The following is a 19091-nucleotide window of genomic DNA, read 5'->3' on the forward strand; positions in this document are numbered from 1 at the left end:
TGGTTTTAAGACCTAGCAGCACGAACGGCAGACAATTGCGCCTCTCCATAAATATACTGCCCCAAGGCGTTAGCTTGGCGAGATGGTGCAGCTAAATGAGCGTTAATTTTAGCCTCCTTCAAAAGGCGTTGCACATCTTCCCAGAAGAATTCACCACCACCTCCGGTAATAATCACATCAGTCACACGCTCTGGCAACCAAGCGAGTACACGGCTGCAAATATCACGAGAAAACATCTCAATCAAGTTGGGTAAGAAATCATCAAGATTGGTAGGCTTGCTAGCACCTTTGGGACGATAGAAACGTTCACCTTTGGGTTTGTTGACGGCGGTGATTAACGCCAGAGATTGGCTATCTGCGCCCTCAATTTCCTTTGCTACCATTTCGTAGAATTTGCTCATTCCGAAGTCGTCACTCTTAGAAGCACCTCGTGCAAAGCGGAAGTTATCTACCATCAACAAATCGATAGTTTGATGACCAATATCGACAATTGCTGCCGACACCTTAGTAAAGTCGGGAGACCCAGGGCCTTTCTTGGGTTGAGCTTCGCACCACAGAAGACTACCGTAACCTTCTGGCATTACCCAAACTTTATTGATGTTGAGGGATACGGTTTCACCTCTAAAGTTCATAACGTGAGGGCCAGTCAATTGACTGATGATCTGAGCCTTTTCTTTTTCAAATTGCTCTAGAGATAGAAAAGGTAAACCCAGGACTACAGAAATTTCGTCTTTGAGTTTGAAATAGCCAGCACAAGCTAAAACTTTTGCTAATGCATCTTCTACTTTAGATTTGCCAACTCCCAAATTCGCCCCAAAATCTGCTGCTAGTTGACCTACAGCATAGCCATTGCCTTGATACTCCATCCACAAATCCATTAAAGGATCTGTAGCGCGGGCTTCAAAAATACCTCCCCGCACTTCTTCCATTGACATTTGTTTGACATTGGCGGGGATGAAAACCACGTTGTTAGGTTCGCGGCTGACGCAGGTTTTGGTAGATGTTCTGCCTAAGTCCACACTGAGAATGGATTTACCAGAACCACCATTAGGCTTTACAGAAGTAGCAGTATTAATTGGGGTAGATGCTGAAACCCTGTTGAGAGGGATAGCAGCAGCATTCATTGGGGTAGCGGCGGAAGGTTGGTCTGTCATGAAAGCTCCTAGTCCTTTCTTAACTGTCAAAATTTATCTTGCTCATCTTACATAAAACCATGCGAGATAGCATAAATTATAGGTTTCGTAAAGTGTAACTACGAATACGCCTAATGCTGAGTTAGGCGATCGCAAATTCAGCATTATTGGGCATAGTGTAGGCGAATTTTTACCAGATGTAACCCCCAACTTCAAATAAAGTTCATATAAGGATTGCATATTTTAACGTCTAGTGCTTGTTCGCCTACGCTTGAGTATCCAACCAATAAATATTAGCAGCAAGCTTCCCAGCACGATTTTAGACACCGGAGCAAGGTACTTGTCTACAAGTTCATACTGGCTACCTAACACGTATCCTGAGTATGTTAACAAACCTACCCAGGCTGCACTACCCAAGGTCGTATAAAATAGAAATGGTAGCAAATGCATATTGCTAATGCCTGCGGGTACAGAAATTAGCGTGCGGACTCCAGGTATAATACGACCAATAAACACTGCTTTGCTGCCCTGAGAATCAAACCAGCGTTTTGCCTTGGTAATATCTTTGCTGGATACAGTGATCCATTTACCGTACTTGTCAGCCCACAATTTTAGGCGTTTTTCACCCAAAAACTTACCAGGATAGTACCATACAAGTGCGCCAGCAACCGAACCCACAAGCCCAGCAAGAAACACTCCAGTGACATTTAATCGGTCTGGAGTTGCCCTAGCAGTAAAGCCTGCCAGAGGCATAATTAATTCTGAAGGTATAGGGGGAAATAGGTTCTCTACGAACATCAACAGCGCGATGCCTACATACCCCATAGAATTGATTGTATTAGTTATCCATTCGAGCATTGAGTCTAGTCCTAAAATTACTTCACAAGTGATTGTTGCTAATTTAGCGTTAATCTTTGCACAACTTTACCTAATTGGTTTTGCGATCGCAAAATCCAATATCTGGTTTTTGTTAGACCATATTGTTTTGTACGAAAAACATCAGCCAAATGTTAGGGGCGCAATTTCTTACGCCCCTACCTGTCATATATGCACTTGATATGGCTGTTTCTCTGGATAAGGTAGCCAGAAAGCAAAGAAGCAGAGTAAAACTTCATCAGTATTTCCCCCTGCTCCCAATACCGTTCGGTTAAGGCATCTCTTCGTTAGAACAGCAGGGGTGCAGAGGAGCTTCAGGTGCAGGGGAGAGAGTATCTTCGTTCCCCCTTGTACCCCTGCACCCCTGCATCCTTGCCTGCCCTTCATGAACAAATTTCTTATCCGAACCGTATTATCCCTGCTTCTGACCCTATTAGATTGTTGAAGTCAAAGATTGTACTCTTGATTCAGTCCAATCTAATGGGTTGAATACTCGCTCTTCCAAAGCCATTTGCTCAATCAAACTTGCCAACCTCAAAGCTTTGAGAGCTTGTTCGCCACCGACTGAAGGTTGATTGCCTCCGTGAACACAGTTGACAAAATGCTCTAACTCTGCACTTAGAGGTTGAATATTGGTAGTGTAAACTTTTTCAATTAAACCATCTTGCCGATAAAGTAGCTGGCGGTTATCAGTTAAATTAGTGGTTGTTTGGCGATGAACCAGAATTTCATTCTTCAGAAAATCTGCTTCAGTGAAAGATTTTTTGCAATGGGCAACAATGCGACGAATTTTTTTGTGGGTGACTTTACTAGCAGTTAAAGTAGCGACAATGCCGTTAGCAAATCCCAAGGTGGCTGTTACATAATCTAAATAACCAGAGTCTAGGGCGCGAGTGCCACTAGCTGTTAGCTTTACCACTGGAGAGGCGGCTAATTCTAGCATCAAGTCAATGTCGTGGATCATTAAATCCAGCACCACGGAAACATCATTGGCCCGGTCTGAGTAGGGACTCATGCGATGAGCTTCCAGTGCCAACAATTCTTCAGTTTTCAGCACCTTGCTCAATTCCTGAAAAGCAGGATTGAATCGCTCAATGTGGCCTACTTGCAAGATGCACCCAGATTCAGCTGCGGCATTAACGAGAGATTCTGCCTCCGAAATGCTAGCGGCGATTGGTTTTTCAATCAAAACATGAATTCCCGCTAACAAACAGTTAATGCCGACTGCATAATGCAAACGGGTAGGCACGGCAACGCATACTGCTTCCACATGAGGTAGCAAGTCACAATAATCTTCAAAAAAACGCACCTTGTATTTACTGGCGGTTTCTAAGCCTCGTTCGACATTAATATCTGCCACGCCGACTAGTTCAACATCTTTCATTGAACTCAAGACACGGGCATGATGTTGTCCCATGTTACCCACTCCGATTACGCCTATACGAATCGGTCGTGGCTGATTACGCTGTGTGTATGAATTTGATTCTGCCACTGATATGCTATTTTGCACTATTGTTCTCTCCTCAACCACCAAATTTAGAGACGCTTGGGTCGTTGGCATTTATACTGAACAGCCAGTAATGATCCGTCTAAAACCATCCAGATGGTAACATAGAGGCTCTGTTTATGAAGAATTTCAAAGTTTGCGATAGTTCCCGCAATCTGGCTGTCTTTTTGATCTTCAGTTTTAAATCAATCAGTTTTTTGCGCTTTACACAATAGCTAATGTGTTTTTTTATTAACTTTAAACACAAACTAAAACGTAAGTGAAAATTTTTAGATGTCAGCCAGAGAATTGATTACCAGGAAATTTACCATCTTAAAACGTTAGAAATAAATAATTTTATTGTGAGTAAATTTACAAAAATAGCTTTAGTTACACTGAGATAATGGTACAGTTTATAAACTGGTACATAATAAATGAAAAACAAACTAGTGAGGCTGACTTCTACTTTTTTAATTATGATGATTTGGCAATTTGAAATTTAACTAAGAAAGTTGGCAGCCGAGATGAAAGCCGTAATTTTGTTGTCTGGGGGATTAGACTCTTCTACTGTACTGTATCAAGCTAAAGCTGATGGTTGTGAGTGTTACGCCATTTCCTTTGATTATCAACAGCGACATCGCCGAGAGTTAGATTCAGCTTTGCGGGTGGCACAAACAGCAGGAGTTATAGAACATCAGGTAGTTAATTTTGACTTACGGCAATGGGGTGGTTCAGCGTTAACGGACGACAAAATCGATTTACCCCAAGAGCGGTCTTTAGATGAAATGTCGCAAAATATTCCTATTACCTATGTACCTGCACGGAACACGATATTTTTAAGCTTTGCTCTAGGCTATGCAGAAGCGATCGCTGCCCAACGAGTTTACATTGGTGTTAACGCCTTAGATTATTCCGGCTACCCCGATTGTCGCCCTGACTACATCCAGGCAATGCAAGAAGTTTTTCGCCTCGGAACCAAACAAGGACGAGAAGGCGACCCGACTGAGATTGTCGCCCCCTTGGTAAATCTGAAAAAAACCGAAATCATCCAGCTTGGTAACAAGTTAGGTGTTCCGTGGGATTTAACTTGGTCTTGCTACACCGGTGGGGATGTAGCTTGCGGAGTCTGCGATTCTTGCCGCTTAAGACTGGCAGCGTTTGATGAATTAGGCTTAACAGACCCAGTTCCATATGCTTAGTGGGCAATAGGAAGTAGGGAGTTAGATATTCCTCCCCCCCTGCTCCTCTGCTTCATCCCTGCGGTAAGCGTTGCACCTGAATTTGATGCAGCCGCGGCCCGACAATAGAGACTATGGTGAACTGAAGATTTTCGTATAAAAATATTTCGCCTTTGGTAGGCATTTTTTGCAATTGATAAAGTAAAAAACCACCCAAGGTTTGATATTCTCTAGTCAAAGGTAGATTTAGATGCAAAACCTCGTTTAGGTCTTCTAGATTAATTTGTGCCTGTATCAAAAAGGTTTCCTGATCGACAATTTGAATTAGCAAGTCGTCGTTGCTTTCCGGTTCACCTGTGTTGCCAATAATTTCGCCAATCACATCTTGGATAGTTAATAGCCCTACAGTACCGCCAAACTCATCTACAACGATCACCATAGCTGGCTTTTCTTGCTGCATCATTGGTAATAGTTCACTCAAAGGAGTGTGTTCTGGTACAAATCTGGCGGGACGCATCCAAGAGTGAATATGTGATGTTAACGTCAGTTTCTCCATCGCCAAGGGCTGTGCCAAGTCCCGAAAGTAGACAATACCGCGAATGTCGTCTAAAGATTCGCCAATGATCGGGTAGCGGGAGTGGCCAGTAGCGATCACTTCTTGCAGTAAGGTTTGAAAAGTAGCCTCTTTGGGTAAGGCAACTATACCAGTCCGAGGAATCATCACATCTTGGGCTGTCACATCGCCAAACTCAAAGACATTGTTTAAGAGTTTTCGTTCTGAAAGTAGTAAACCTGTAGATTCGCGTTCTGTAGAGATGATGATTTGTAATTCTTCTGGGGTAACAGGCGGTCTCCAGCTTTGACCTGTATATTCGATACCAAAAATTCGTAGCAGACAAAAAGTTGATTGGTTAAGAATCCAGATGAATGGACTAAAGAAACGGACGATCGCTTTTACTGATGGCCCCAAAAATCGCGCTAGTTGTTCAGAATACAACAAAGCTACTGATTTTGGGAATAATTCCCCTAAAACAATTTGCAGATAAGCAACCAAAAAAAAGGCAATGGGAATTGACAGCGAATGAGCGATGAAGTTACTCGTTGTTTCTGGTAAAGGCCAGGATTTTAGCCACGCACTCACCAGCACCACAATTGTACTTTCGCCAATCCATCCCAGTGCCAAACTAGAGAGGGTAATGCCTAACTGTGTTGTAGAAAGAAGGCGATCAATACTGCGTTGCAGTGTCTCAACTGCGATCGCTTGAATGTCACCAGCCTTCACTAACTGATGAATGCGCGATCGCCGCACTGTCACCATCGAAAACTCTGCCGTCACAAAAAAGGCATTAATGGCAATCAGTAGTAATACTGATAACAATCGCAGCCCTACATCTGCCCAAGTTAAACCAGGAAAACCAATCACTGCCAAAGCCCGTGTAAACTCATGCCCCTATTTTTTAATGGGTATTAGGAAGATATGAAGTATCAAGAGTAAATTTCATACTTCACACTCCAGTTCCAGCCCCTACCTAGCTACAGGAATATTAGATACATCTAGCTTTAGCTTTTGTGCAGGGTAATCTGTCAGAGACAGTGATACCTTATTCACATCATCCAGTAAAGCCGTAGGAATAATTACTGTACCGGAAAATGTTGGGCCATTAGCAGGTAATTCTGCTGGCAAATTTTCTGTGCTGGCACTTAAGGTTCTGCCTTTATCATCAGTGACATCTAAAAAACTATACAAGAACCGTGCAGTATCTTTTCCTTTGTTCTGCATTTTTACTTTCAGTAATAAATCTCCCCCAGAGTAACGAGCCGATTGCACCGCAAAAGTCACACCCTCACTTTCGGCACTCACAGGAAATCCTGGTTGGGGTTTTTCTTCAACTACTTCTTGTGGCTTCTCTTGCTGCTTCTGCTTTTTGTTATTGGTTTCTTCTTCGTCGTCTTCTATTTTTTCTGATTTAGCGGCTTTGGTTTTGCCTTCAATTCGAGACTTAACAACTTTTAATATATCTTCTTCTTTTAATAGTGTTAGCCCCACCTGTTGGGAGTTATTAGCCTTAGCACTGGCAAATTTGGTTGTAGGACGGCCATCTGGGGTTGATACACCTTTGAGAGCTAAACTGCCCAAATTAAACCCTAAGAATGCGCTTACAGACCCTGCGCCCAACATCAGGATTAACAGAATAAACGTCAGAATTACAGTGGAATTTATTTTCATCGCTGACAAGCTGTTGCGGAAGAATGCTGGTCTATATTAAGAGCATTGAAGTTATGTACCTCAATCCTTAAAAGAACTTCATGAATAATAGTTTGCACTATTTCATAATTAAATTATGTAGTATAAAAATCTGATAGACTATTTTGGGGTGTAGACAAATAGCAAATTTGCGGTAAAATTAATATTCGACCAGGGTTGGCCGAGCGGTTGAGGCAGCGAACTCATAATTCGCCCAAGGCAGGTTCAACTCCTGCACCCTGGATTTTTTGAAGAGTCAATAGTCAATTGTTAATGGTTATGTATCATTACAATGGACTATGGACTTTTGACCATTGACTAAATACTATCTTGGTGAAGCAGTTTCAAAATGGAACTCAGTACCAACTTTCAACTTATTGGTATTTAAGCGCGGAGACATCAGCAAAGAACTATCATAAGGATTAGGTAAATCTGGTGTACGTAGGTAGGGATCATTGCCAACTTGCTGAGTCATAACATCTCGATAGAGAGTATTCATTAACTCAGCATCACGAGCAATTTCATTTTCCGGGAAAGAGTTACGAAAACCGGAACCATTACCAAGAAAATTTTGCAACTGACGCTTAGGGCTGTTATTTTCATAAAAATTGCGATCGTGACTAAAATAAGCTCGATCAAAGGCATCATTAGCTGTTTCATAATTGGGTGTAGCCGTCTCAGCAGAAACCACAGCCGGAAACATCAGACCTGTAGCTAAAAGCACCAAAAAACCACCAAAGGGTTTAAATTTTATACCCATCTTTTTTAGCTCCTCAATTTTTGGGCAAATCTTAACTTATGCTTAATTTCAGAACTCTCATGAGTTCAACCTTTGGTGTAGCACAACTCCTAATCATTTGTAATGACGTATTCTACTGAAACCCTTACCCAGGCTGATATGTGGGCCGCGACTTCTGAATTGACCACTCTGCGCCACAAACTTTTAGATTTATTTTGTCAACTCGCCTATAAAGAGGGTGATTTTGTCCTTTCTTCTGGACAACCTAGTTCTTACTACATAAATGGGAAACAGGTAACACTCCACCCCCAAGGTGCATTAGCCATTGGTCGGATTCTTTTATCTCTGTTACCTTCCAATACTCAAGCCGTCGCAGGTTTAACGCTAGGTGCTGATCCAATGGTTACAGCAGTCAGTGTGGTTTCTGCTTACGAAAATCGACCAATCCCAGCCTTAATTATTCGCAAAGAAGCTAAAGGTCATGGAACCAGGGCTTATATTGAGGGCCCATTATTGCCGGAAGGTGGAAAAGTAGTGGTTTTAGAAGATGTCGTCACTACTGGACAGTCTGCGATGAAAGCTGTTGACCGACTCAGAAATGCTGGTTATGTCGTTGATGAAGTGATTTCATTAGTAGACAGAAAGCAGGGGGGCGCAGAATTTTACGATTCCGTTGGGTTGAAATTTACTGCTGTATTTACGATTGAGGATATTCAACAAAGATATCGAGAATTAGGCAATTAGTTAGGGAATTTAGGGTCGCCTAGCGACTCTCCCAACTTTAATTATTGAATATTTAGCGATCGCATTCTCTTCATTTTAGAAAAAGCCTTTTAAACGCAGAGGTTTGCAAAGGAAATCGCAGAGGAACGCAAAGTTTTCTCCGCGATACTCTGCGTTTACCTCTATGTACCTCCGCGTTTCAAAAATTAACCTTGTGTCACCTTTTCTTTCGCCAAAAACTTCTCTAGTTCTGTCAGTGCATCAGCATCAACTTTAGTTTGCATCGGACAGAACTTAGGCCCACACATCGAACAAAATTCAGCCGTTTTATAGATGTCTGCGGGTAAGGTTTCGTCGTGATATTCCTTCGCTCTTTCTGGGTCGAGGGATAATTCAAACTGACGATTCCAGTCGAAGTTGTAACGAGCGCGAGAGAGTTCATCGTCTCTGTCTCTTGCGCCTGGGCGATGTCTGGCGATATCAGCTGCATGGGCTGCTATCTTGTAAGCAATTAAACCGTTGCGGACATCTTCAGCGTTAGGTAGACCTAAGTGTTCTTTAGGTGTCACGTAGCACAACATTGCTGTACCATACCATCCAGCCATTGCTGCGCCAATAGCGGAAGTAATATGGTCATAACCAGGAGCAATATCTGTTACTAACGGGCCAAGCACATAGAAAGGTGCTTCAGAACACTCTTCCATTTGCTTACGCACGTTAAATTCAATTTGATCCATTGGTACGTGTCCAGGCCCTTCTACCATCACCTGTACATCGTGTTCCCAAGCTTTGCGGGTGAGTTGACCGAGGGTTTTAAGTTCTGCTAACTGGGCTTCATCGGAAGCATCATGGGTACAGCCAGGACGCAGGGAATCACCTAAGCTGAAGGAAACATCATATTTCTTGAAGATTTCAATGATGTCTTGGAAGTGGGTATATAGCGGGTTTTGTTTGTGATGATGCAGCATCCACCTTGCCAAAATACCGCCACCACGGGAAACAATACCAGTAATGCGGCTTCTGACTAGGGGCAAATGTTCCATCAAAATGCCAGCGTGGATGGTTTGATAGTCTACCCCTTGCTGGGCGTGTTTTTCGATGATGTGGAGGAAGTCATCGGCGGTGAGGTTTTCAATTGTGCCGTGGACGCTTTCTAATGCTTGGTAAACTGGTACTGTTCCGATGGGAACGGGTGAAGCGTTAATAATAGCTGTGCGGATTTCATCTAAGTTACCGCCACCTGTGGACAAGTCCATCACAGTATCAGCACCATACTTCACCGCTAGCTTCAATTTATCTACTTCTTCCTGAAGGTTAGAAGAGTTAGGTGAAGCACCAATATTGGCATTTACCTTACATTTGGAAGCGATACCAATAGCCATCGGCTCTAGGTTGGTGTGATTAATGTTAGCCGGGATAATCATCCGTCCCCGTGCTACTTCCTCACGAATCAGGTCAGCAGGAAGGTTTTCCCGTTGAGCAACGTAGTGCATTTCTTCAGTGATAACACCCTGACGTGCGTAGTGCATTTGAGTTACATTGCTCTGCCCACGCCGCTTGGCAACCCATTCTTTCCGCATATTGAAATTCCTCGATAAACAGCTTCCCTCCGCTGGTATTACCCAGACTCAGGTGTTAAGGGTGTGATCTCAGCCTTGATGATTTAGGCACCCCTAGCATGGATGTAGATTGTACCACCTTGTTTAGGGTTAGGGGCAAGAGGGTTAACAATTTATGAGGATGTGGGTTAGAGCGATCGCTATTTTTGTTATGACTTTATGAATCTGCTGTCGGTTCTTGAGGCGGTATGACTCACAGTTAAATGTTTTGTGAGCAAACAATATTTTTTATCTCACGCAGAGGCAAGGCAGTGCGTTGGGCGGGTTCCCCGACTTGTAGCAACTGCCGCGCAGAGACGCAAAGAAGAGCGCGGCAGATGTCTATACATTCTTGGGAAACTCAATCTATATGGATGCTGAAAGCGATCGCTCTCTTCTTACAATGAATTAGGGTCAATTCCTAACTGACGTAAGCGTTCTGCCAAGCGTTCGGCTCGTTGCTGTTCTTGTTCTAACTGTAGTGCTAATTGGTGCGATCGCTCATGTTCTTGTTCTAACTGAGATGTTAACTGTTGGGATTTTTCATCACTATTTAATAAAAGATTCCCTTGGGCATCCCACCAACGTAACCAAGGTGCTGCGCTATTTTTATACTGCCCTTGCCAAATACCTAATTCAACGCCCATCGGGGGGATAACATAGTGACCCCGTTCATTAGCTGTTACTAATTCATAGTGACCATCTACTAGGTGATATACTTCCACAGAAGCTTGGTTTACTTCATAGATGCCATAAAATGGCACTCTAATCGCTTGCTCATATACCCAAAATTTACCATTCAGGGGTGTTTTGTCCCGTTCTTCTGAACCATCACCAGACACAAATTCTAAGACGATTAAGGGCGCGACATACTCTTGCCACAACACATAAGAACGGCGAAATTTACCATTTAACATTGGCGGTACATTAGGCACATAAAACCAATCAGGTGCTTCTGCGCCTCTTTCTGGTGGTTCAGTCAAACGCCAGTAAATACCGCAATCTTGCCCGATACAGTATTGATTATCAGGATGTAGTTGCTGCAATACATTTGTAATAGAATCTGTCAGCAGGATACTCTGAGGATGTTCTTGAAAATTTTTCACGAAAGTTCCGTCTGACTCTGGTAATTCAGTATGGTCTGGAAGATGAGTAATGCCTAGTTCAGAAGATTTAGCAAGAGTCATAGAACTTTGGCGCAGTTTAATTTGGAGTTAGTAATTAGTAATGAAGCTTGGGAATTGGCTAACTTAAACTTAATTAAAAAATTTGGCTACATATTAGTATAAATAAAAATTAGGCAAGCAGAAGAGATCAGAAGATAGGGAAACTATAATAAACCAGTTTGAAGTAGGAACGCTCGCACCTCGTTAATTAGTAAAAAATTCTCCACAAGTAGCGATCGCACTCACCCTTCTAAATACCAGATAAATAACTCATGTTTATGTGATTTTTATTAAAATTTCTAAATTTCTGCATAATTCTACCCAGTCACTCCTGTTAAGTTTCAATTAAGAAGTTAAGGAGTAGACAAAAAATAGATAATCTCTAATGATTAGTAGTTTTCGATATCTGATTTTTTACAAACCCTACGGTGTTCTCAGCCAATTTACGCAAGAAACACCTAACCATAACACCCTGAAAGATTATATTGATGTGCCTGATGTCTATCCTGTAGGGCGTTTAGATTGGGATAGTGAAGGGTTATTACTGTTAACCAACGATGGAAAATTGCAACATCGACTATCTGATCCGCGTTTTGGACATCAGCGAACTTACTGGGTACAAGTAGAGCGGATTCCCGATACAGATGCTATAACCAAATTGCAAACGGGTGTAGAAATCCAAGATTACCGCACTCGTCCTGCAAACGTGAGACTGTTACCCAAAGATCCACCAGTGGGCGATCGCAATCCACCTATCCGATTTCGCAAAAATGTGCCGACAGCATGGTTAGAAATGACTTTGACAGAAGGCAAAAATCGTCAGGTGCGCCGTATGACTGCGGCTGTGGGGTTCCCAACGTTACGGCTGATCAGGGTGAGCATAGCTCATCTACGATTGGATGGTTTACAACTAGGCGAATGGCGCGAACTGAGTGTCTCTGAACTTCAATTGCTGCACCAATTGCCTAAGAAAAACTCACAATCCCGAACTCAGAAATCAGCAAAATAATTCTAAGTTTTTGCATTTATTAGCAATTAAATGTAAATAAACGTTATGAAAAGCCTGTGGGTAATAGGTATCACCAGAAAAAAATAAAAACCAGAAAAGAAGGTTTTTAGCTATTTTTGGCAATAATCCAGTCAATAACAGTATAATAATCTTTTTTTCGCAAATCATAAAATTCAGTCTTTGGGTACAAGTTTAAGTCTTATGAGCTTTAATCAGCGATCGCTCTGGCATCAAACTCACAAACCACAACCGCCAGCAACTCCTGTTCGCTTGGAACTTGTGCCGGAACGAACCTCTAATGTAGAACTGTACACAGCAGAAATGCTGCAACGTACTCAAGACGAACTCCACTGGTATCGGCAACTTTACAACCACGCCCCATCTATTCATTTTAGTTTGGATACAACAGGGGTAATTTTGTCTGTAAACCAGTTCGGGGCTAGCTATTTGGGTTACACACCTGAACAATTAGTCCAAACATCTATTTTTAATTTGTTCGACTTGTCAGAGAAACAAAGGTTATCTGAGGCTTTAATCAAGCTTGGTAAAACTTCTCTCTCTACTACTATTAATGGCGAATATCGTTTAGACTGCCCTGAGAGTAAAATTGCCTGGGTCAAAGTCATACTCAAGATATTGCCTGATGAAAACGGAGACTTACTAGCTGATGGTAACTTGTGTCAAAAAAGTCCTGTGATTCTCATGGTGTGTGAGGACATTACTACTGATAAACAGGAAGCAAATACTTCTCAAAAAACTCAAATCGTTCATAAGACTCAGACCTCTATGCAGGCGCAGTTGACAGATATAGAAAGTCTTAATCGCCTGAAAGAAGAATTTCTCAGTACAGTTTCTCACGAACTCCGCACACCACTCACGAATATGAAAATGGCGATTCAAATGCTAGGAATCGCACTAAATCAACAGGAAAAGTTTGTTGAATTCTCAAAAATATTTCGCTATTGTGAGATTTTAGATAACGAGTGTGAACGACAAATCAACCTGATCAATAATTTTCTTGATTTACAAAGGTTAGATATAAATGCTAAACCTTGGCTACTAGAAACTATTCCAGTACACAAATGGCTGCGGAACGTAGTAGAGTTATTTCAAGCAAGTAATGATGAGATATTTAAGCAAAAAATAAATTTAAGCATAGCACCGAATCTTCCTTTACTAATATGCGATACATTTAGCTTAGAACGCATATTGATAGAACTGCTAACTAATGCCTGTAGATTTAGCCCTCCAGATGCCGAAATTACTATTTCTGCTCAATTAAAGTTACAAAATATGCAATTTCAAGTGATTAATTCTGGTGTAGAAATTCCTAAATCAGAGTTCCCACATATATTTAAGAAATTTTATCGTATTCCTAGTACAGATCCGTTGAAGCAAGGTGGTACAGGTTTAGGGCTGGCATTAGTAGACAAACTAATTAAGCAATTAGGGGGAACAGTAGAGGTAGAAAGTAGCTCCAATCTTACCTGTTTTACTATCCAATTACCTCTGCATCGTCAGGTAGAGCAGGGGATAGGTAACAGGTGAGAGGTGACAGCGTTAAAAGTCGTTTGGTGTTGAAATTTTCGCATCTGTTAATGTCCTAAACTATAGCAAACCTAAATGATATCCAAACAAATCTATTGCTATTGCCTATTGCCTTTCTCCACGACTAGTTTGTAAATTCAGCAGGGTTGCTATATAAAACAAGAGAATTCCTAAAAAAGTGAACTTATACTTATACTTTATTGATCAGAAAAAATTAACTTGCCGTTATCTGCAATATTTAGCTAATATGCGTCACAATTAATACTGCCACCAAAATTCACTGATGAAACCACAATCTTTTGTAGGTCTACTGTAGGCAGGGGCAACTAAATTGTGGCATTTTGGAGGATATTAGTGGCTAGAAGCACCTTGGAACGGGAATAGAGGAACTTCCGCTATGCTGATTTGCCCTCAGTGTAATTTTGAAAACCCCAATGCTAACAAATTTTGTCAAAACTGTGGCACCTCCCTAACCCATCATATTTGCCAGGAATGTGGTACTGAGGTACCCTTAAACGCCCAAAGTTGTTATAACTGTGGTGCAGAATGTGGGAAAGTTTGGTGGGCAATTATTACTAAAGAAGGAAGCGGGGACTGGGACTTAGGCAGTTGGCAAGATATTCATGACGATTTACCAACTTTACCTCTTTCCAGTGAATTTGCTCCATCGCCTGCTACTAGACCTGTGTTAAAAGTAGGCTCTTACATAGATCAAGAGCAACGTTATCAATTATTAGAACCGCTACCAATCTTAGAGACAAACACCGCTCAGACAGAACTTGGTGTGCGAGTTTTAGATGCTCATCCATACCAAATATCACCTATCGAGGCAATATTAGAAAATCAGAGTCAAGGCTTGTTATCATCAACAGACCAAGAAAGGGGAATTCCTGGGCTAGCTAAAGCTTATATAGAATTGCAAGCCCAAAATCAGCCAGGAACACCAGTAATTCATGATGCTTGGCAGGAGGGCAACACCCAGGTTGTTCTCATAGAAGACCGTTCGGATTGGCCGCGTTTACTTGATCTGTGGAAAGAAGAGACGACAAGTTCGTTACAAATCTTACACTGGTTTTATCAAATGACTCAACTTTGGGCGGTATTAGAACCGTTAAAATGCCGTCAAAGTTTGCTGGAGTTGTCGAATCTGCGATTAGATGAAGACCAAACACTGGTGTTAGCAAGGTTGTATCTGGAAGCATTAAGTGGCGAACAGTCTATTGACCTAGCGACAGAAGCAAGAGACGAAGACGTAACATTAGCCCTTACTAAGCAACCTTTGACACTCAAAGCTTTGGGTGAGGTTTGGCAGGAATTATTTAGGCAGTCCCAACGCACACAGTTTGGTTCTGTATTGCAGATTTTGGAGGATTTAGAACTAGGAAAAATCCAGGCGATCGCACAGTTGCGATCGCGCCTAGAAGCGATCGCCACAGAACTAGAAACATCACCAATTCCTAGTTTCTCTCGCACTGCAAATCAATATCCGACTGCGCCGACAATTGTACAGCCAGAAGATGATTTAGAAGATAGTTCTGCCAAAACCGATGACCTGCCTACTATCGTTCTCTCAATGCAGTTAAGCAGTCTAGAAGATGCAGGACGTACAGACGTAGGTCGTCAACGTCAGCATAACGAAGACTACTTTGGCATTGAAACGAAAATTGACAAGTTAGATCTACCCAGAAATCGAGCATTCAAAGCCCGTGGTTTGTATATTCTCTGTGATGGTATGGGCGGTCACGCAGGTGGCGAGATAGCCAGTGAATTGGCAGTTAGCACTGTGCGGCAATACTTTCAAGAATATTGGCAAAGTGACCAACGCCCAACAGAAGAAAATATGCGTGAGGCAGTTTATTTAGCTAATCAAGCAATTTATCAGCTAAATCAACAAGATGCCCGTTCTGGAGTGGGTCGGATGGGTACTACCTTGGTAATTCTGCTGATTCAAGATACACAAGCCGCAATTGCTCACGTAGGGGATAGTCGCCTCTACCGCTTGACCCGCAAACGAGGACTAGAGCAAATCACTGTAGACCATGAAGTTGGACAGCGAGAAATTGCTCGCGGAGTAGAACCCAGCATTGCCTATGGTCGTCCAGATGCTTATCAATTGACTCAAGCCTTGGGGCCGCGTGACGAAAGAGCTATCAACCCAGATATTGAGTTTTTTGACATTAATGAAGATAGTCTCTTGATCCTAGCCTCCGACGGTTTATCAGATAATGATTTACTAGAAACCCATTGGAAGACTCACTTACTTCCTTTGCTTAGTTCTGGCTCTAGCCTGGAACGAGGTGTTAGCGAATTAATTGATTTGGCAAACCAAGAAAATGGTCATGACAATATTACGGCAATACTTGTGCGGGCAAAAGTGCGCCCAAACATGGATAATTCAGGGATTAGAGGCTAGAGATTAGAGGTTGCATCAAATTCAGGTAAAACGCTTACCAGAATGAAATACAAAGGAGACAAGGAAATATATTCTCCCCTCTGATCCATGCACCCTGCCCCTTTTCCTCTTTCCATTCCCAACTCCCAACTCCCTATTTTTACCTCATTCAGGTTTTATTGTGGTTATTCTGACACTGTTAGAACCGCAACAAAAAACACCTCTGAAACAGTGGTGTTTTGAGAACTCCGCCGTGATTCGGATTGGTCGAGCGGCGGACAATCATGTGGTTTTACCCGATAGTTTGGTTTCCCGGCATCATTTAGAAATTAGACACATCAGTGCAGCTAATGATGAATCTTGGCAGGTGTACAGTCAAGGTACAAATGGTACTTTCCTGAATGGCGTTTTAGTCATTCAAAGTTCGCTACCTAATAATGCTCTGCTGCAACTAGCACAGGGAGGCCCAATACTGCAATTTCAAATTCAGGAAGTATCGACCATTAGTGCTGAAACAGAAGAATCCATTGCATCATTATCTTTAAATCAAGACCCGACAAGAGCAAGTAATACTTGCACTCACGAAGGCAATTCTCCCAACAATTTGTTTTGCATCCATTGTGGTCAACCTTTGGCTGTACAGCAGACCATCCGCCAGTATCAAGTTTTGCGAACTTTGGGACAAGGCGGGATGGGTACTACTTATTTAGCTTGGGATACAAAAGGTTGGATGACGGGAAATCCTCAACTCTTGGTCTTAAAGCAAATGAACGCTGATATGGCTAAAATTGCCAAAGCCCAAGAATTATTTGAGCGAGAAGCCCATACACTCAAGTCTCTCAATTATCCAGGAATTCCCAAGTATTACGATTTTTTTGTAGAAAATGGCAAAAAATACTTGGCTATGGAATTAGTTCATGGGCAGGATTTGGAAAAACGAGTCCAGATGACTGGGCCAGTAACGCCAAGCCAAGCGATCGCCTGGATGATTCAAACCTGCGACATTTTAGACTATTTGCATAGCCAAGAGCCACCACTAATTCATCGTGACATTAAACCCGCTAACTTAATGGTGCGGAATGCCAATAATCAGATAGTGGTGTTAGATTTTGGTGCTGTTAAAGAAATTGGCACGACACCCGGCACTCGAATTGGTGCAGAAGGTTATTGCGCGCCCGAACAAGAGCGCGGACAACCTCTGATTCAATCAGATTTATATGCCATTGGGCCGACACTAATCTTTTTACTGACTGGGGAAAACCCGTTTAAGTTTTTCCGCCAAAAAGGACGAAATTTCCGGTTTGATGTGGCTAACTCTCCCACGATTACACCCCAATTAAGAGAGGTGATTGAACGTGTGACAGAGCCATTACCACGCGATCGCTATCAAACTGCTATAGAATTAGCCGCAGCATTAGCAGATTGCAAGACTTAGGGAGTAGGGAGTTGTGAGTAGGAAGAGGAAAGAGGGCTGGAGGTTGGGGGCAAGAGGGTAAATTTCCTCCCCCTATCTCCCTGCTCCTTGTCTCCCCTGTCTCTTTTTACCCCACTCCCGCTTACTATTCTTCATCCCATGCTTCTACTGCTAGCAATTCGCTGATTGGGTCTTGCATAGTAAAGCCAAAGTCCAACAGTTCCTGTTTCCAGTGCTGCCAGTCATTGCCGTAGAGCAAGGCAATTTTCCAGATGCTATCAGTTGGTTTGATGATATTGGATTCTACGAGTGATTGCACGTTACGCTGCAATTTCACCATAGGGTGAATCACTTGCTGAGTCATAACCTAAATTCAATTCAGATTTCGTTTGGGTAAATGCTTAATCAAAACTGCTTTCCGCTTTGCAATTGTTATCGATGCGTAGAGCGTTTGGAATTGGTAAAGCTAGTCTTAACTTTCTAACTATACCATAACAAACTCTACTTGTTTTTGGATAAATTCGGTTTTGTACGGTAATTACCACCACATAACTAAAATTTATACCTTGCAACGATTACTTATGCCTAACGTAAAAATTAGCCGTCTTGAAAGTTGTAGCCGTAAAATAAATGGAACTTACAGAATTTATGTGCCTCAGCCATTGTTATCTGATGTTTTAGAAAAATTACTATTTTGGGCTGTTTTGAAGTTTTTGAGACACAGTTAAGGAGACTTGACCCCGAATACTAGTTATCTACATTATCGCAAGTATCTAGGACTAAATATATTTATTACAAAAGTTCATATATTTTTAATTTTTTAGCAGACATTCACCCGTAGTGCCGTTAACATTTATATCAAAGTCAAGCTAAAGATCGATTGATTTAAGGCATTGCATAAATGCAGGATGAATTTTCTCACGCCCAGGTGCAAAGGCGCGGAGAGTATCAGGAGTTTTACATTTGAGTACCTGGAATTTCATCCCTTAATTCAGCAACGCCTGATTCAATTAGCTGGGTATGACACTGAAAGATTATAAAAACTTTACAACCAGATGATAGTTTCTCTAGGCTGCTGGGTACTCTCATAACGAGGGGTTTGCTGGCATCTCAGTATTTTCTACAGCAAGCATTGAATATATGTCTAGTTCTGGGGATGACTATATTATTTCGCGTCAAAAGAAAATTGAGCGGAAGAAAAAGATTTTAACGGTAGTAGGTTTAGTATCCTTTTTAGGTTCTACGGTATTTGGTTTAGCTAATTTAGCTCAACAAAAACAGCAGCCTCAGACAAGCAATGCAAGCAATGTATCTCTTGAGTCTACTTTACAGAAACAAGCACAGGGTTATGAGCTAGTTCTCAAACGGGAACCAAACAACCAAGTTGCTTTAGAAAAACTATCTGTAGCTAGATTGCATTTAAAGGATACCAAGGGTGCGATCGAGCTTATGGAAAAGTTAGTGAAACTACACCCTGAACGTAAGGATTACAAAGTTGTATTAGAGCAAGTAAAACAACAACAAGATAAGAGCGATCGCTAAGTTTTTTCTAAAATTAAAAAATAAAGAGATTGATTAGGTGCA

At 41.9% G+C, this 19091-nt stretch carries 18 protein-coding genes, 1 tRNA gene and 1 riboswitch; of the genes, 9 read left to right on the top strand and 10 right to left on the bottom strand.

Annotated elements, in window-relative coordinates; genetic code table 11:
- Window positions 1-5: 5 nt before the first annotated feature.
- Genes H6G76_RS11175 through H6G76_RS11185 form a run of 3 tightly spaced genes read right to left on the bottom strand, consistent with a single transcriptional unit; the run spans window position 6 to window position 1991 of the window.
- A complete protein-coding gene (locus H6G76_RS11175) occupies window positions 6-1154 on the bottom strand; it encodes a ParM/StbA family protein (RefSeq protein WP_190699801.1) in 1149 nt (382 codons plus the stop codon).
- Window positions 1155-1196: 42 nt separating this feature from the next.
- Window positions 1197-1373, bottom strand: a complete 177-nt coding sequence (locus H6G76_RS11180; protein ID WP_190699804.1) for a hypothetical protein — start codon at window positions 1371-1373, stop codon at window positions 1197-1199.
- A gap of 3 nt (window positions 1374-1376) precedes the next feature.
- A complete protein-coding gene (locus tag H6G76_RS11185) occupies window positions 1377-1991 on the bottom strand; it encodes a DedA family protein (protein WP_190699807.1) in 615 nt (204 codons plus the stop codon).
- On the opposite strand from H6G76_RS11185, the gene H6G76_RS11190 reads away from it, so the two are divergent.
- Window positions 1942-2190, top strand: coding sequence for a hypothetical protein (locus tag H6G76_RS11190; RefSeq protein ID WP_190700069.1), 249 nt, complete (start codon window positions 1942-1944; stop codon window positions 2188-2190). The two genes, H6G76_RS11185 and H6G76_RS11190, sit on opposite strands and share 50 nt — an antisense overlap.
- Before the next feature lie 252 nt (window positions 2191-2442).
- On the opposite strand, the gene H6G76_RS11195 is transcribed toward H6G76_RS11190, so the two are convergent.
- Window positions 2443-3519, bottom strand: coding sequence for a Gfo/Idh/MocA family oxidoreductase (locus H6G76_RS11195; RefSeq protein WP_190699811.1), 1077 nt, complete (start codon window positions 3517-3519; stop codon window positions 2443-2445).
- Between the two features lie 500 nt (window positions 3520-4019).
- Between H6G76_RS11195 and queC the strand changes: the two genes are divergently transcribed.
- Complete coding sequence (queC, locus tag H6G76_RS11200; RefSeq protein ID WP_190699814.1) at window positions 4020-4694, top strand: 7-cyano-7-deazaguanine synthase QueC; 675 nt, start codon at window positions 4020-4022, stop codon at window positions 4692-4694.
- Window positions 4695-4746: 52 nt separating this feature from the next.
- Here queC and H6G76_RS11205 read toward each other — a convergent pair whose 3' ends face one another.
- Together H6G76_RS11205 and H6G76_RS11210 are read right to left on the bottom strand one after the other, a co-directional pair.
- Window positions 4747-6096 carry a hemolysin family protein gene (locus tag H6G76_RS11205; RefSeq protein WP_190700040.1) on the bottom strand — a complete coding sequence of 450 codons (1350 nt, stop codon included), beginning with the start codon at window positions 6094-6096 and terminating at the stop codon, window positions 4747-4749.
- A gap of 102 nt (window positions 6097-6198) precedes the next feature.
- Window positions 6199-6900, bottom strand: a complete 702-nt coding sequence (locus H6G76_RS11210) for a hypothetical protein (protein WP_190699817.1) — start codon at window positions 6898-6900, stop codon at window positions 6199-6201.
- A 189-nt stretch (window positions 6901-7089) separates the two neighbouring features.
- On the opposite strand from H6G76_RS11210, the gene H6G76_RS11215 reads away from it, so the two are divergent.
- Window positions 7090-7162 (top strand) — tRNA-Ile (locus H6G76_RS11215).
- A gap of 81 nt (window positions 7163-7243) precedes the next feature.
- Here the strand turns inward: H6G76_RS11215 and H6G76_RS11220 are convergent.
- Complete coding sequence (locus H6G76_RS11220) at window positions 7244-7678, bottom strand: hypothetical protein (RefSeq protein ID WP_190699820.1); 435 nt, start codon at window positions 7676-7678, stop codon at window positions 7244-7246.
- 102 nt (window positions 7679-7780) lie between these two features.
- Between H6G76_RS11220 and pyrE the strand changes: the two genes are divergently transcribed.
- Window positions 7781-8401 (top strand): orotate phosphoribosyltransferase, encoded by a 621-nt coding sequence (gene pyrE / locus H6G76_RS11225; protein WP_190699823.1) that lies wholly within the window; start codon window positions 7781-7783, stop codon window positions 8399-8401.
- Window positions 8402-8586: 185 nt separating this feature from the next.
- Here pyrE and thiC read toward each other — a convergent pair whose 3' ends face one another.
- Window positions 8587-9960, bottom strand: a complete 1374-nt coding sequence (gene thiC, locus H6G76_RS11230; RefSeq protein WP_190699826.1) for a phosphomethylpyrimidine synthase — start codon at window positions 9958-9960, stop codon at window positions 8587-8589.
- A 7-nt stretch (window positions 9961-9967) separates the two neighbouring features.
- Window positions 9968-10065, bottom strand: a riboswitch (TPP riboswitch).
- 311 nt (window positions 10066-10376) lie between these two features.
- Window positions 10377-11165: a Uma2 family endonuclease gene (locus H6G76_RS11235; protein ID WP_190699829.1), complete on the bottom strand. Its 789-nt coding sequence runs from the start codon at window positions 11163-11165 to the stop codon at window positions 10377-10379.
- 364 nt (window positions 11166-11529) lie between these two features.
- On the opposite strand from H6G76_RS11235, the gene H6G76_RS11240 reads away from it, so the two are divergent.
- The 4 genes from H6G76_RS11240 (at window position 11530) to H6G76_RS11255 (ending at window position 17528) form a co-directional block, all read left to right on the top strand.
- The gene (locus H6G76_RS11240; protein ID WP_190699832.1) at window positions 11530-12153 is read left to right on the top strand and encodes an rRNA large subunit pseudouridine synthase E; all 624 of its coding nucleotides are present in this window, start codon (window positions 11530-11532) and stop codon (window positions 12151-12153) included.
- 201 nt (window positions 12154-12354) lie between these two features.
- On the top strand, window positions 12355-13701 hold the full coding sequence (locus H6G76_RS11245) for a PAS domain-containing sensor histidine kinase (protein ID WP_190699834.1): 1347 nt from the start codon (window positions 12355-12357) through the stop codon (window positions 13699-13701).
- A 397-nt stretch (window positions 13702-14098) separates the two neighbouring features.
- Window positions 14099-16114 (top strand): serine/threonine phosphatase, encoded by a 2016-nt coding sequence (locus H6G76_RS11250; RefSeq protein WP_190699836.1) that lies wholly within the window; start codon window positions 14099-14101, stop codon window positions 16112-16114.
- Window positions 16115-16274: 160 nt separating this feature from the next.
- Window positions 16275-17528 carry a protein kinase domain-containing protein gene (locus H6G76_RS11255; protein WP_190699838.1) on the top strand — a complete coding sequence of 418 codons (1254 nt, stop codon included), beginning with the start codon at window positions 16275-16277 and terminating at the stop codon, window positions 17526-17528.
- A gap of 124 nt (window positions 17529-17652) precedes the next feature.
- Here H6G76_RS11255 and H6G76_RS11260 read toward each other — a convergent pair whose 3' ends face one another.
- Complete coding sequence (locus tag H6G76_RS11260) at window positions 17653-17871, bottom strand: DUF4327 family protein (protein ID WP_190699840.1); 219 nt, start codon at window positions 17869-17871, stop codon at window positions 17653-17655.
- Between the two features lie 776 nt (window positions 17872-18647).
- On the opposite strand from H6G76_RS11260, the gene H6G76_RS11265 reads away from it, so the two are divergent.
- Window positions 18648-19049: a tetratricopeptide repeat protein gene (locus H6G76_RS11265; RefSeq protein ID WP_190699843.1), complete on the top strand. Its 402-nt coding sequence runs from the start codon at window positions 18648-18650 to the stop codon at window positions 19047-19049.
- The last annotated feature ends 42 nt before the right edge of the window (window positions 19050-19091 follow it).

It is taken from the genome of Nostoc sp. FACHB-152 (assembly GCF_014697475.1).
Lineage (GTDB): Bacteria > Cyanobacteriota > Cyanobacteriia > Cyanobacteriales > Nostocaceae > Nostoc_B.